A 13,135-nucleotide genomic window follows, 5' to 3' on the forward strand; every position below is an offset into this window, starting at 1 on the left:
ACCACCCGGTAAAGTGCCGCTCCCCCCGCAATGCCCGAGGCAGCTCCCATGACCCAGACCTTTGATATCGCCGTGATCGGCGCCACCGGCACCGTCGGTGAAACCCTGGTGCAGATCCTCGAAGAGCTGGCTTTCCCGGTGGGCACCCTGTACCTGCTGGCGGGCAGCAACTCCGCGGGCGCGTCGGTGCCGTTCCGTGGCAAGAACGTGCGCGTGCGGGAAGTCGATGAGTTTGACTTCAGCAAGGCGCAGCTGGCGTTTTTCGCCGCCGGCCCGGCGGTGACCCTGAGCTTCGCCCCACGCGCCACGGCGGCCGGCTGTTCGGTGATCGATTTGTCGGGCGCATTGCCGGCCGCGCAAGCGCCTCAGGTGGTACCGGAAGCCAATGCCCATGTGCTGGAGGGCTTGAAAAAGCCGTTCCAGCTCGGCAGCCCGAGCCCATCCGCGACCAACCTCGCGGTGGTGCTGGCGCCGCTGCGTGGGATTCTGGATATCCAGCGTGTCAGCGTTACCGCCAATCTGGCGGTGTCTGCCCAGGGCCGTGAAGCAGTCAGCGAGCTGGCGCGCCAAACCGCCGAGTTGCTGAATGTGCGCCCGCTGGAGCCCAAATTCTTTGATCGGCAGATGGCATTCAACCTGTTGGCACAAGTCGGCACGCCGGACGCCCAAGGTCATACAGCGCTGGAGAAACGTCTCGTACACGAACTGCGCGCGGTGCTGGAAACTCCTTTACTAAAGATTTCTGCGACTTGCGTTCAAGCCCCGGTGTTTTTTGGCGATAGCTTGACTGTGTCATTGCAATTGGGTTCGCCGGTCGACCTTGCCGCCGTCAACCGTGCGCTCGACGCCGCAGCGGGTATCGAGCGGGTGGAGGAGGGGGATTACCCGACAGCCGTGGGTGATGCCGTCGGCCAGGATGTAGTCTACGTCGGACGAGTGCGTGCGGGGGTGGACGATCCGGCGGAACTAAATCTGTGGTTGACGTCAGATAATGTGCGTAAAGGCGCCGCACTGAATGCGGTGCAGCTGGCGCAGTTGTTGATAAAAGGCCTTGTGTAAAAGATACTTGGCGGCAATTTGTAGATTGATTCTAACCAGGCGCTATGCTTGGCCCCAAGCAGGAACAGTTGCGTGTCGGTGACCTATCGGCTCGCCGTGCCTTATGGCAACGGTTACCAACCTTCTCGCAGGCCGGGGAGTGTTCAAACAAAGGATGAGGCTATGGTTCAAGTTCGCAAACTGGTGTTAGCAATAGCGGCCGCCTCGGCGCTGTCCTCCGGTATGGCGCAGGCGCTGCAGCTGGGGGAGATGACCCTCAAGTCGAAGTTGAACCAGCCGTTGTCGGTGGAAATCGAATTGCTCGACGTCGGCGGCCTCACGGCCTCCGAGATCACCCCGAGCCTGGCGTCGTCCCAGGCGTTTGTCGATGCCGGCGTCGATCGCCAGGCGTTCCTCAATGACCTGACGTTCACCCCGGTGATCAACCCGGCCGGGCGCAGTGTGGTGCGTGTCACGTCCAGCAAGCCGTTGCCTGATGCCTACGTGCGGTTCCTGCTGCAAGTGCAATGGCCCAATGGCCGCTTGATGCGTGACTACAGCGTGCTGCTCGACCCGGCCAAGTTCGACCAGTCGACGCCGACCAACAGCGCAGCCACGCCGCGTTTGAGCGCGCCCGCGTTGAGCGTGCCGGCCCAGCACACCACCACGGCCCGTGACACGCTATGGGAAATCGCCGAGAAGCACCGTAATGGCGCTTCGGTGCAGCAGACCATGCTGGCGATCCAGGCACTCAACCCTGACGCTTTTATCGGCGGCAACATCAACCGTCTGAAAACCGGCCACGTGCTGCGCCTGCCGGATACCGTACAAAGCACGGCGTTACCGCAGTCCAAGGCCATTGCCGAAGTGACCGCGCAGAACGTCGCCTGGCGCCAGGGCCGCCGTGCCGCGCCCCATCAGACGGCCGGTAAGCAACAACTGGACGCCACCAAGCGCACCCAGGCTGGCAATGCGCCGGCGAGCACCAACGCCAAGGACAACTTGAGTCTGGTTTCGGCCGACTCCGCCAAGAAGGGCGCGAAGGGCAAGGCGGGTGATGGCCAGGCCCTGAGCGACAAGCTGGCGATGGCCCGGGAACAGCTCGACACCACCCGCCGTGACAACGAAGAACTGAAAAGCCGCGCCGCAGACCTACAGAGCCAATTGGACAAGCTGCAAAAGCTGATCCAGCTGAAAAACGATCAACTGGCCAGGTTGCAGGCTGAAAAAGGCGCCCCGGCAACCCCGGCGACTGCGGTCATGCCCGCGCAGTTGGCAGGTGAGCCGCCGGCCGCTGCAGTCGCGCCCGCTGAGCCGGCCGCCACCGCGGCCCCGGTGGCCGAGCCGATCAAGCCCGACGCCGTGCCTGCGACCAGCGAAGACAAATTCAACGAACTGCTGACCAACCCGATTGTGCTTGGCGTCATCGGCGGCGCAGCCGGCCTGGTGGCGTTGGTGCTCCTGTTGCTGTGGGCGCGTCATCGCAATGCCCGTCGCGCAGAAGAAAAGCACCTGCGCATGGCGCGGGCCCTGTCCGAAGAGCCGGAATTCGCTTCGAACATCGACCTTGATCTGCCACCGGACAGCTTCGCTGGCCTGGAAGTACCGGCACCGAACGTGACGTTGACCGCCGCGCCTGCGCCTGCGCCGGCACCTGTGGTCGCGCCGGCAGCGGCACCAAGCGCGGCCTCGGTGCTTGCGCCACTGGCTGGCGCCGTAGCGCCGGAAAACACCAATGATGCGCTGGTCCAGGCCCAATCCCATATCGACCGCGGTCACTTGAACCAGGCGGCCGATGTGCTGGAACAAGCCATCAAGTACGAACCCAAGCGCAGCGACCTGCGCTTGAAACTGATGGAAGTCTACGGCCTGCAGAACGACAAGGACGGTTTTGTCGTCCAGGAGCGTCAGTTGGTAGCCAATGGTGAAAACCATGCCCAGGTCGAGCAGCTCAAGTCGCGCTTCCCGGCCATGGCCGTGTTGGCGGCGGGAGTGAGTGCCGCCGTGGCCGCCGCCGCGATGGACGCTCAATACGTCAAGGATCTGCTGGAAGACAAGCCGGCCGCCGCGCCGCAAGCGACGGCAGAAGCGGAGCCGTTCGATACTGATTTCGATCTGAGTCTGGACGAGCTGGAGGCGGCTTCGCCAGCGGCGTTGGACAAGACCGATCAGCAGACCTTCGAAGCGCTGCTGCAGCAACAGACCGATGCCAAGCCAAGCCCGGAAGATCTGTCGGACTTTGACCTCGACCTGCAACTGGACCCGCCGGCGTCCCAGTCCGATGACGACTTCCTTTCGGGGCTTGAAGATCAGATGAAGGACGTGTCGCCGGTCGAGCCGCCGACCCTGACCCCGGCCGCCCTGGACGACCTCGACCTGCCGGAAGACTTCGACCTGTCCCTGGCTGACGAGCCGGACGCCCCGGCGGCCAAACCCGATGCGTTCGCCTCGGAACTGGATGACGTCAACGCCGAGCTCGATCGTCTGTCCCAGAGCCTGGAAAACCCGCCGATCGAGCCGTCCTTCACCGCCGAAGACGCGGCGCTGGGCGATGACGAACCGGAGGTCGACTTCCTCTCCGGCACCGATGAGGTCGCAACCAAGCTGGATTTGGCCCAGGCCTATATCGACATGGGCGATACGGATGGCGCGCGGGATATTCTTTCCGAAGTGCTGACCGAGGGCGATGAAACCCAGCGCGGCGAAGCCAAGGAAATGCTTGGCCGACTGGTGTAATCGCCACGGGGTGACCCAGACGGCGGCCTTCGGGCCGCCGTTTTGCATTGCCGGTACCAAACACATGGCGTCTGGGGCGCAGCGCCTTATAATGCCCGCCTTTGCGCAACTCATCAGGCTCTCAGTTCTTGGCAAATATAGATAACCCGGCTGCCGAAATGGCGGCTGCAGGCTTTTACCGCATCGCCCTGGGCGTGGAATACAAAGGTTCGCGCTATTGCGGCTGGCAGCGCCAGGCGTCCGGCGTGCTGACGGTGCAGGAAACCCTGGAAAAGGCCCTGTCCAGAGTCGCCGACTCGCCGGTATCGCTGATGTGCGCCGGGCGTACCGACGCCGGCGTCCACGCCTGCGGCCAGGTGGTTCACTTCGACACCCAGGCCGAGCGCTCGATGAAAGCGTGGGTGATGGGCGCTAATATCAATTTGCCCCATGACGTCAGTGTCAGTTGGGCCAAGGTCATGCCGGCGCACTTTCATGCGCGCTTCAAGGCGATCGCCCGGCGTTACCGCTATGTGATCTACAACGATCAGATCCGCCCGGCGCACCTCAACGAAGAAATCACCTGGAACCACCGCCCGCTGGATGCCGAGCGCATGGCCGAAGCCGCGCAGCATCTGGTTGGCGTCCATGATTTCAGCGCGTTTCGTGCCGGCCAGTGCCAGGCCAAGTCACCGATCAAGGAAGTCCATCACTTGCGGGTGACGCGTCACGGCAAGATGATCGTGCTGGATATCCGCGCCGGAGCGTTCCTGCACCATATGGTGCGCAACATTGCCGGTGTGTTGATGACTATCGGCACCGGCGAGCGCCCGGTGGAGTGGGCCAGGGAAGTACTGGAAAGCCGTATTCGGCGGACCGGCGGCGTCACGGCGCATCCGTTTGGCCTGTATCTGGTGGAAGTGGAGTACCGCGACGAGTTCGAGCTGCCGCAGCGCTTCATCGGGCCACACTTCCTCACAGGTTTCAGCGAACTTGGCGGCTGACGCCCGGAAAAGCTTTTGTTACCATCCGGGACTTTCTCGGTTCAACCCCTGAGGTTTCCACGACATGTCAGCCGTTCGCAGCAAGATTTGTGGGATTACCCGCATAGAAGACGCGCTGGCGGCAGTCGAAGCGGGGGCGGATGCCATCGGTTTCGTGTTTTATGCCAAGAGCCCGCGGGCGGTGAATGTGCTGCAGGCGCGGGCGATCATCGCCGCACTGCCGCCGTTCGTGACCACCGTGGGCTTGTTCGTCAATGCCAGCCGCTGCGAACTCAACGAAACCCTGGATGCCGTGCAACTGGACATGTTGCAGTTTCACGGCGATGAAAGCCCTGACGAATGCGAAAGCTACCAGCGTCCGTATATCAAGGCGTTGAGAGTCAAAGCCGGGGATAATATCGCCGGCGCTTGCGCGGCCTACACCGGCGCGCGCGGGATACTGCTGGACACCTACGTCGAAGGCGTACCCGGCGGCACCGGCGAAGCCTTCGATTGGTCGCTGATCCCCGAGGGGTTGAGCAAACCGATCATCCTGGCCGGCGGGCTTACCCCCGCCAATGTCGCGGCGGCGATCGAGCAGGTCCGGCCGTATGCCGTGGATGTCAGCGGTGGGGTAGAGCAGGGCAAGGGCATCAAGGACCACGGCAAGATTCGCGCATTCATGCAGGCTGTGCGCAACAGCGATGGCGTGATGTGACGGCTGGCAGTCTGCCGCCGTCCATAACTACCACTGTGTAAAACAGCCCGGTGCCACCTGCGGGAGGCCCGGAAATGAAGTGGCAACCCTGCACGGGCAGGTTGTCTGGAAGGCTGAGGAAACATGCGGGAAATGGCTGGTCGAACGTCTGACCCCGTCCTGCATGTGTCATCGCCACATATGAATTTAGCTCAAGGGCATACGCGGGGCTGTGTTCAAGCCACCGGTACTGGAGAAAGAAAGCATGAGCAACTGGTTAGTAGACAAACTGATCCCTTCGATCATGCGTTCCGAGGTGAAAAAAAGCTCGGTTCCTGAAGGTCTGTGGCACAAATGCCCATCCTGCGACGCGGTGTTGTACCGCCCGGAGCTGGAAAAGACCCTGGACGTTTGCCCTAAGTGCAACCACCACATGCGTATCGGCGCTCGCGCGCGCATCGACATTTTCCTCGACGCCGACGGCCGTAACGAGCTGGGCGCGGACCTGGAGCCGGTTGACCGCCTCAAGTTCCGTGACGGCAAGAAGTACAAGGACCGCCTGACCGCTGCACAGAAGCAGACCGGTGAGAAAGACGCGCTGATTTCGGTCAGCGGCAAGCTGCTGGGCATGCCGGTCGTGGTGTCGGCGTTTGAGTTCTCCTTCATGGGCGGTTCCATGGGTGCCATCGTCGGCGAGCGTTTCGTGCGCGCCGCCAACTACGCCCTGGAAAACCGCTGCCCGATGATCTGCTTCGCAGCCTCCGGTGGTGCGCGCATGCAGGAAGCCCTGATCTCCCTGATGCAAATGGCCAAGACCTCCGCGGTGCTGGCGCGTCTGCGGGAAGAGGGCATTCCGTTCATCTCCGTGCTGACCGATCCGGTGTACGGCGGTGTTTCCGCCAGCCTGGCGATGCTGGGCGACGTGATCGTCGGCGAGCCCAAGGCCCTGATCGGCTTTGCCGGCCCGCGTGTGATCGAGCAGACCGTTCGCGAAAAACTGCCGGAAGGCTTCCAGCGCAGCGAATTCCTGCTGGAGCACGGTGCGATCGACATGATCATCGCCCGTGGCGAGTTGCGTCCACGCCTGGGTAGCCTGCTCGCGCAAATGATGGGCCTGCCGACGCCGGTCTACATCGCGCCGAAGGTTGAGCCGATCGTCGTGCCGCCGGTGCCTGCAAACCTATGACCCAACGTACCCTGGGCGAATGGCTCGCCTACCTTGAGCAGTTGCATCCGTCCGCCATCGACATGGGCCTGGAGCGCTCGCAACAGGTAGCGGCCCGCCTCGGGTTGGGCCGCCCGGCGCCGCGAGTGATCACGGTGACGGGGACCAACGGCAAGGGCTCGACCTGTGCCTTTGTCGCAGCGCTGCTGCAGGCCCAAGGCTTGAAGGTCGGCGTGTACAGCTCGCCGCACCTGCTGCGCTACAACGAGCGGGTGCAACTCAATGGTGTGGAAGCCACTGACGAGCAGCTCTGCGAAGCCTTCGCCGCGCTCGATGCCGGGCGCGGTGAGATTTCCCTGACGTACTTCGAGATGGGCACTCTGGCGGCGTTCTGGCTGTTCGAACGGGCGCGCCTGGACGTGGTCGTGCTTGAAGTGGGCCTGGGCGGGCGCCTGGATACGGTCAACGTGGTGGATGCCGACCTGGCGCTGGTCACCAGCATCGGTGTCGACCATGTCGACTACCTGGGCGATACCCGTGAATCCGTGGCCTATGAAAAGGCCGGCATCTTCCGCCAGGGCAAGCCTGCGCTGTGCGGTGACCTGGACCCGCCGCAGACGTTGCTCGACCGGGTGCGGGAGCTGGATTGCCCATTCTTCCTGCGCGGGCGTGAGTTCAATCTTGAGGTCGGTGCTGAGCATTGGCAGTGGCGCGGGCGTGATGCGCGCGGCCAGCTCGTGGCGTTGCATGACCTGCCGCTGCTGAACCTGCCGATGGAAAACGCCGCGCTCGCCCTGCAAGCCTATCTGCTATTGGATCTGCCGTGGAATCCTGCGCAGATTGCTCGTACATTGCTGGCGACGCGGATCGTTGGGCGTCTCGATCGCCGAGCCTTCGATTGGCAGGGCAAGCGCCTGAACCTGCTGCTGGATGTGGGGCACAACCCCCACGCCGCCGAATACCTCGCGCAACGCCTGTCGCGTACAGCGCCGGTCGGTCGCCGCCTGGCGGTGTTCGGCTTGCTGGCCGACAAGGATCTGGAGGGCGTAGTGACGCCGTTGCTGGGGAATGTCCAGGCCTGGGCCGTGGCGCCCCTGGACACGCCGCGCAGCCGTCCGGCCGCCGAGCTTGAGGTGGCCTTGCAGAACCTTGGTGCGCGCGTGGCGTCGTATGCAAGTGTCACTGCGGCCCTTGAAGCGCAGTGTGCGGTTGCCACGCCCGAGGATGAGATTCTGTTGTTCGGGTCATTTTATTGTGTTGCCGAGGCGCTCGAATGGTTGGCCCGGCGCTCCACGGAGGAAGCTGCACATGGCATTACTGGATAGCGCATACAAGCAGCGGATGGTCGGTGCCCTGGTGCTGGTGGCCTTGGCGGTGATTTTCCTGCCGATGCTGTTTTCCCGTCAGGACGAACAGCGCCAGGTGGTCGTTGAGGCCCCGGCAGCGCCCCAGGCGCCGGTCGTGCCTCAGGTGCAGGTTGAGCCGGTGGTGGTGCCTGAGCCGCAGGCATTGCCTGAAGAAGAGCCGGTGCCGGCCGATGAGGAATTGGCCGCGCAGCCGGCCCCTTCGATGCCGGTGCAGCCGAGTGTGCCTGTGGTCAAGCCGGCGCCTGCCGTCGCTGCCAAGCCTGCCGCGCCAGCGCCTGCCCCCAAGCCGGTCGTGCCGCAGCCTGCCGCGCCGGGCAAACCGGACGTGGGTCAGAGCCGCATCGACCCGAATGGCCTGCCGATCAGTTGGTCGATCCAGTTGGCCAGCCTGGCCAATCGCGAAAGCGCCGAGGCCTTGCAGAAAAAACTGCGCAGTCAGGGCTACAACGCTTACATCCGCAGCGCCGACGGCAAGAACCGCGTGTTTATCGGGCCGTTGATCGAGCGTGCCGAAGCGGACCGCCTGCGCGATTTGTTGGGGCGTCAGCAGAATCTCAACGGTTTTGTGGTGCGTTTCCAGCCTGAACGCGGCTGAGTTCACGCCGCTTTCAGCTTGGAATGCAGTCAAATGTGGGAGGGGGCTTGCCCCCGATGGCGGTCGATCAGTATCGGTTGTGCTGACTGACCCACCGCCATCGGGAGCCAGCCCCCTTCCACTTTGGTTTCGAGTGGGCCTTGAAATGCGTTTAACTCGTCACAAACTATTGTTTTGCAAAGCACCCGCAATCACAGCTTACCGATAGCCCGGCGCTCTGCTAAAATGCGCCGCCTTATCCGTCTGTAGGCTGCACCGTGCCATTTACCTGGGTTGATTGGGCGATCGTCGCAATCGTCGCCATCTCCGCTTTGATCAGTCTAAGCCGCGGCTTCGTAAAAGAAGCACTGTCGTTGCTGACCTGGATCATTGCAGGAGTCGTCGCCTGGATGTTCGGCGGTTCGCTGTCGGTCTACTTGAGCGGGTACATCGAGACACCTTCGGCTCGCGTCATCGCGGGCTGCGCCATCATGTTCATCGCCACGCTGCTGGTGGGAGCAATGGTCAATTATCTTATTGGCGAGTTGATACGTGTCACCGGCCTCTCCGGGACCGATCGATTTCTCGGCATGGCCTTCGGCGCTGCGCGTGGCGCGTTGCTGGTGGTCGTGGCGGTCGGGCTGTTGAGCCTGGGGCCAGTACAGCAGGATTCGTGGTGGCAGGAGTCGGTACTCGTGCCAAAATTTCTATTGGTTGCAGATTGGTCCAAGAACCTCATTTTGGGGTGGAGCAGTCAGTGGCTGGCCAGCGGGATCAGCATACCCGCTGATCTTCCGTTCAAGGAGCACCTCTTACCGGCCAAAACGCCTCAGTAAGCAGTGTTCAGTCAAGATTCATTAAGTAGGGGTTGCGTCGCATGTGTGGCATCGTCGGTATCGTCGGTAAGTCGAACGTCAATCAGGCGCTGTATGACGCGCTAACCGTCCTCCAGCACCGCGGCCAGGACGCTGCCGGTATTGTGACCAGCCACGACGGCCGGTTATTCCTGCGCAAGGACAATGGTCTGGTACGTGACGTGTTCCATCAGCGTCACATGCAGCGCCTCGTCGGGCACATGGGCATTGGCCATGTGCGTTACCCGACTGCCGGTAGCTCGACCTCGGCCGAAGCTCAACCGTTTTACGTCAACTCGCCTTACGGCATCACCCTGGCGCATAACGGTAACCTGACCAACGTTGAACAACTGGCCAAGGAGATTTACGAATCTGACCTGCGCCACGTCAACACCAACTCTGACTCGGAAGTGCTGCTCAACGTGTTCGCTCACGAGCTGGCCCAGCGCGGCAAGCTGCAGCCGACCGAAGAAGATGTGTTTGCCGCCGTCACCGACGTGCATAACCGTTGCGTCGGTGGTTACGCGGTAGTGGCGATGGTCACCGGTTATGGCATCGTCGGTTTCCGTGACCCGCACGGCATCCGTCCGATCGTGTTCGGCCAGCGTCACACCGATGAAGGCGTCGAGTACATGATCGCCTCCGAAAGCGTGTCCCTGGACGTGCTGGGCTTCACCCTGATCCGCGACCTGGCACCGGGCGAAGCGGTGTACATCACCGAAGATGGCAAGCTGCACACCCGTCAGTGCGCTGTTGCGCCGAAACTCACCCCGTGCATCTTCGAACACGTCTACCTGGCGCGTCCGGATTCGATCATCGACGGCGTTTCGGTGTACAAGGCGCGCCTGCGCATGGGCGAGAAGCTGGCCGACAAGATCCTGCGCGAGCGCCCTCAGCACGATATCGACGTGGTGATCCCGATCCCGGACACCAGCCGTACCGCTGCGCTGGAGCTGGCCAACCACTTGGGCGTCAAGTTCCGTGAAGGCTTCGTCAAGAACCGCTACATCGGCCGCACGTTCATCATGCCTGGCCAGGCGGCGCGCAAGAAGTCGGTACGTCAGAAGCTCAACGCCATCGAACTGGAATTCCGCGGTAAGAATGTGATGCTGGTGGATGACTCCATCGTGCGTGGCACCACCTGCAAGCAGATCATCCAGATGGCCCGCGAAGCTGGCGCGAAGAATGTGTACTTCTGCTCCGCCGCGCCTGCCGTGCGTTACCCGAACGTGTACGGCATCGACATGCCGAGCGCCCACGAGCTGATCGCCCACAACCGCACGACCCAGGACGTAGCCGATCTGATCGGCGCCGATTGGCTGATCTATCAGGACCTTTCCGACCTGATCGAAGCGGTCGGCGGTGGCAAGATCAAGATCGAGCAGTTCGACTGCGCGGTGTTCGACGGCAAATACGTGACCGGTGATGTCGATGAGGCTTACCTGAACAAGATCGAGCAGGCGCGTAACGACTCGTCGAAGATCAAGACCCAGGCGGTCAGTGCGATCATCGATCTGTACAACAATTGAGTGAACACCGGCCCTGAGGGGCCGGTTTTGTATCTTAAACAAAGCATTGAGTAAGGAGTCGCAGCATGAGTCAGGAATGGGATGCCGGTCGGTTGGACAGCGACCTCGATGGCGTAGCTTTCGATACCCTGGCTGTGCGCGCCGGTCAGCACCGCACGCCGGAAGGCGAGCACGGTGATCCGATGTTCTTCACCTCCAGCTATGTGTTCCGCACCGCTGCCGACGCCGCTGCGCGTTTTGCCGGTGAAGTGCCGGGCAACGTCTATTCCCGTTACACCAACCCGACCGTGCGCGCGTTCGAAGAGCGTATCGCCGCACTGGAAGGCGCTGAGCAGGCGGTCGCCACGGCGACCGGCATGGCGGCGATCCTGGCGGTGGTCATGAGCTTGTGCAGCGCCGGCGACCATGTGCTGGTGTCACGCAGCGTGTTCGGTTCGACCATCAGCCTGTTCGAGAAGTATTTCAAGCGCTTCGGTATTGAAGTGGACTACGTGCCTTTGGCGGATCTTTCCGGCTGGGATGCGGCAATCAAAGCCAATACCAAGCTGCTGTTCGTCGAGTCGCCGTCCAACCCGCTGGCCGAGTTGGTAGACATCGCCGCGCTGTCGCAAGTCGCGCATGCCAAAGGCGCCATGCTGGTGGTCGACAACTGCTTCTGCACGCCGGCGTTGCAACAGCCGTTGAAGCTGGGTGCGGATGTTGTCGTGCATTCGGCGACCAAGTTCATCGACGGCCAAGGCCGTTGCATGGGTGGTGTGGTGGCGGGGCGTAGCGAGCAGATGAAAGAAGTGGTGGGTTTCCTGCGCACGGCCGGCCCGACCCTGAGCCCGTTCAATGCGTGGATCTTCCTCAAGGGCCTGGAGACTCTCAGCCTGCGGATGAAAGCCCATTGCGCGAACGCCCAGGCCCTGGCCGAGTGGCTGGAGCAGCAGGACGGTATCGAGAAGGTTCACTACGCCGGCCTCAAGAGCCATCCGCAGCACGCATTGGCCCAGCGCCAGCAGCGCGGCTTCGGCGCGGTGGTGAGTTTTGAGGTGAAAGGCGGCAAAGAGGGCGCCTGGCGCTTTATCGACGCGACACGCCTGATCTCGATCACCGCCAACCTGGGTGACAGCAAGACTACCATTACCCATCCCGGCACCACGTCCCACGGCCGCCTGGCGCCGCAGGAGCGGGAAGCGGCGGGTATTCGCGACAGCCTGATCCGTGTTGCGGTGGGGCTTGAAGACGTCGCTGACTTGCAGGCTGATCTGGCCCGTGGGCTGGCGGCCTTGTGATCGAGTGGTCCATGGAAGCGGCTGCGGGCGGTAACGGCCGCGTCGCGCTGGTGACGGGCGCTGCCCGGGGCATTGGCCTGGGGATCGCGGCGTGGCTGATCAGCGAAGGCTGGCAGGTGGTGTTGGCCGACCTGGACCGCGAGCGCGGCTCCAAGGTGTCCAAGGTGCTCGGCGAGAACGCCTGGTTTATCACCATGGACGTGGCTGACGAGAAGCAAGTCGCCCAGGGCGTCGCTGAAGTGCTTGGGCAGTTCGGGCGCCTGGACGCATTGGTGTGCAATGCGGCGGTGGCCGACCCGCGCAATATCACCCTTGAAAGCCTTGACCTGGCCTCCTGGAATCGCGTGCTGGCGGTGAACCTCAGCGGCCCGATGCTGTTGGCCAAGCACTGTGCGCCGTACCTGCGCGCCCATGGCGGTGCGATCGTCAACCTGGCCTCGACCCGGGCTCGGCAGTCGGAGCCGGACACCGAAGCCTACGCGGCGAGCAAGGGCGGCGTGCTGGCCCTGACACACGCCTTGGCGATGAGCCTTGGCCCGGAAGTGCGGGTCAACGCCGTCAGCCCTGGCTGGATCGATGCGCGTGATCCGGCAGCCCGTCGCGCAGAGCCGCTGACCGACGCCGACCACGCCCAGCACCCGACGGGCAGGGTTGGCACGGTGGAGGACGTGGCGGCGCTGGTGGCATGGCTGCTGTCGCGCCAGGCCGGGTTTGTCACCGGCCAGGAGTTTGTGGTGGACGGCGGCATGAGCAAGAAGATGATTTACAGCGAGTAGGGTGGGTAGCCGTCTTGAAACTATTTTGTCTTTTTCAGAAAAACTTCAAGCAGGCTATTGACTTAGGTCCGCTATCTGCGTAAATTTCGCGGCCTCAACGAAGCAAAGGGTGATTAGCTCAGCTGGGAGAGCATCTGCCTTACAAGCAGAGGGTCGGCGG

The 13,135-nt window shown here is 62.8% G+C and carries 11 protein-coding genes; all 11 read left to right on the forward strand.

The annotated features are described in order from the left end of the window. Window positions 1-48: 48 nt before the first annotated feature. The 11 genes from NR164_RS28955 to NR164_RS29005 all read left to right on the forward strand — a co-directional run bounded on the left by NR164_RS28955 (window position 49) and on the right by NR164_RS29005 (window position 12,975). Window positions 49-1,059, forward strand: coding sequence for an aspartate-semialdehyde dehydrogenase (locus tag NR164_RS28955; RefSeq protein ID WP_017847699.1), 1,011 nt, complete (start codon window positions 49-51; stop codon window positions 1,057-1,059). Window positions 1,060-1,221: 162 nt separating this feature from the next. Then, window positions 1,222-3,774 carry a FimV/HubP family polar landmark protein gene (locus tag NR164_RS28960; protein ID WP_256823586.1) on the forward strand — a complete coding sequence of 851 codons (2,553 nt, stop codon included), beginning with the start codon at window positions 1,222-1,224 and terminating at the stop codon, window positions 3,772-3,774. A 158-nt stretch (window positions 3,775-3,932) separates the two neighbouring features. Beyond that, entirely contained in the window at window positions 3,933-4,757 is an 825-nt protein-coding gene (truA, locus tag NR164_RS28965; protein ID WP_046382638.1) for a tRNA pseudouridine(38-40) synthase TruA, read from the forward strand. A gap of 64 nt (window positions 4,758-4,821) precedes the next feature. After that, window positions 4,822-5,454, forward strand: a complete 633-nt coding sequence (locus tag NR164_RS28970; RefSeq protein WP_256823587.1) for a phosphoribosylanthranilate isomerase — start codon at window positions 4,822-4,824, stop codon at window positions 5,452-5,454. A 244-nt stretch (window positions 5,455-5,698) separates the two neighbouring features. Beyond that, window positions 5,699-6,619 (forward strand): acetyl-CoA carboxylase, carboxyltransferase subunit beta, encoded by a 921-nt coding sequence (accD, locus tag NR164_RS28975; protein ID WP_046382640.1) that lies wholly within the window; start codon window positions 5,699-5,701, stop codon window positions 6,617-6,619. Continuing rightward, window positions 6,616-7,923: a bifunctional tetrahydrofolate synthase/dihydrofolate synthase gene (gene folC, locus NR164_RS28980; protein ID WP_256823588.1), complete on the forward strand. Its 1,308-nt coding sequence runs from the start codon at window positions 6,616-6,618 to the stop codon at window positions 7,921-7,923. Before accD ends, folC begins: the two co-directional genes overlap by 4 nt. Beyond that, window positions 7,907-8,560 carry an SPOR domain-containing protein gene (locus NR164_RS28985; protein ID WP_046382642.1) on the forward strand — a complete coding sequence of 218 codons (654 nt, stop codon included), beginning with the start codon at window positions 7,907-7,909 and terminating at the stop codon, window positions 8,558-8,560. Before folC ends, NR164_RS28985 begins: the two co-directional genes overlap by 17 nt. Before the next feature lie 257 nt (window positions 8,561-8,817). After that, window positions 8,818-9,375: a CvpA family protein gene (locus tag NR164_RS28990; protein WP_057005681.1), complete on the forward strand. Its 558-nt coding sequence runs from the start codon at window positions 8,818-8,820 to the stop codon at window positions 9,373-9,375. Between the two features lie 41 nt (window positions 9,376-9,416). Beyond that, a complete protein-coding gene (purF, locus tag NR164_RS28995; RefSeq protein WP_017847690.1) occupies window positions 9,417-10,922 on the forward strand; it encodes an amidophosphoribosyltransferase in 1,506 nt (501 codons plus the stop codon). Between the two features lie 65 nt (window positions 10,923-10,987). After that, window positions 10,988-12,199 (forward strand): O-succinylhomoserine sulfhydrylase, encoded by a 1,212-nt coding sequence (locus NR164_RS29000; protein ID WP_017847689.1) that lies wholly within the window; start codon window positions 10,988-10,990, stop codon window positions 12,197-12,199. An 11-nt stretch (window positions 12,200-12,210) separates the two neighbouring features. Continuing rightward, the gene (locus NR164_RS29005; RefSeq protein WP_017847688.1) at window positions 12,211-12,975 is read left to right on the forward strand and encodes an SDR family oxidoreductase; all 765 of its coding nucleotides are present in this window, start codon (window positions 12,211-12,213) and stop codon (window positions 12,973-12,975) included. The last annotated feature ends 160 nt before the right edge of the window (window positions 12,976-13,135 follow it).

Origin of the sequence: Pseudomonas sp. Pse79 (assembly GCF_024519615.1) — a bacterium.
Lineage (GTDB): Bacteria > Pseudomonadota > Gammaproteobacteria > Pseudomonadales > Pseudomonadaceae > Aquipseudomonas > Aquipseudomonas veronii.

Coding starts and splice junctions, on each gene's coding strand:
- folC (WP_256823588.1), top strand. CDS start 6,616: ATGACCCAACGTACCCTGGGCGAATGGCTCGCCTACCTTGAGCAGTTG.
- purF (WP_017847690.1), top strand. CDS start 9,417: ATGTGTGGCATCGTCGGTATCGTCGGTAAGTCGAACGTCAATCAGGCG.
- truA (WP_046382638.1), top strand. CDS start 3,933: ATGGCGGCTGCAGGCTTTTACCGCATCGCCCTGGGCGTGGAATACAAA.
- NR164_RS29000 (WP_017847689.1), top strand. CDS start 10,988: ATGAGTCAGGAATGGGATGCCGGTCGGTTGGACAGCGACCTCGATGGC.
- NR164_RS28985 (WP_046382642.1), top strand. CDS start 7,907: ATGGCATTACTGGATAGCGCATACAAGCAGCGGATGGTCGGTGCCCTG.
- NR164_RS28955 (WP_017847699.1), top strand. CDS start 49: ATGACCCAGACCTTTGATATCGCCGTGATCGGCGCCACCGGCACCGTC.
- accD (WP_046382640.1), top strand. CDS start 5,699: ATGAGCAACTGGTTAGTAGACAAACTGATCCCTTCGATCATGCGTTCC.
- NR164_RS28960 (WP_256823586.1), top strand. CDS start 1,222: ATGGTTCAAGTTCGCAAACTGGTGTTAGCAATAGCGGCCGCCTCGGCG.
- NR164_RS28970 (WP_256823587.1), top strand. CDS start 4,822: ATGTCAGCCGTTCGCAGCAAGATTTGTGGGATTACCCGCATAGAAGAC.
- NR164_RS29005 (WP_017847688.1), top strand. CDS start 12,211: ATGGAAGCGGCTGCGGGCGGTAACGGCCGCGTCGCGCTGGTGACGGGC.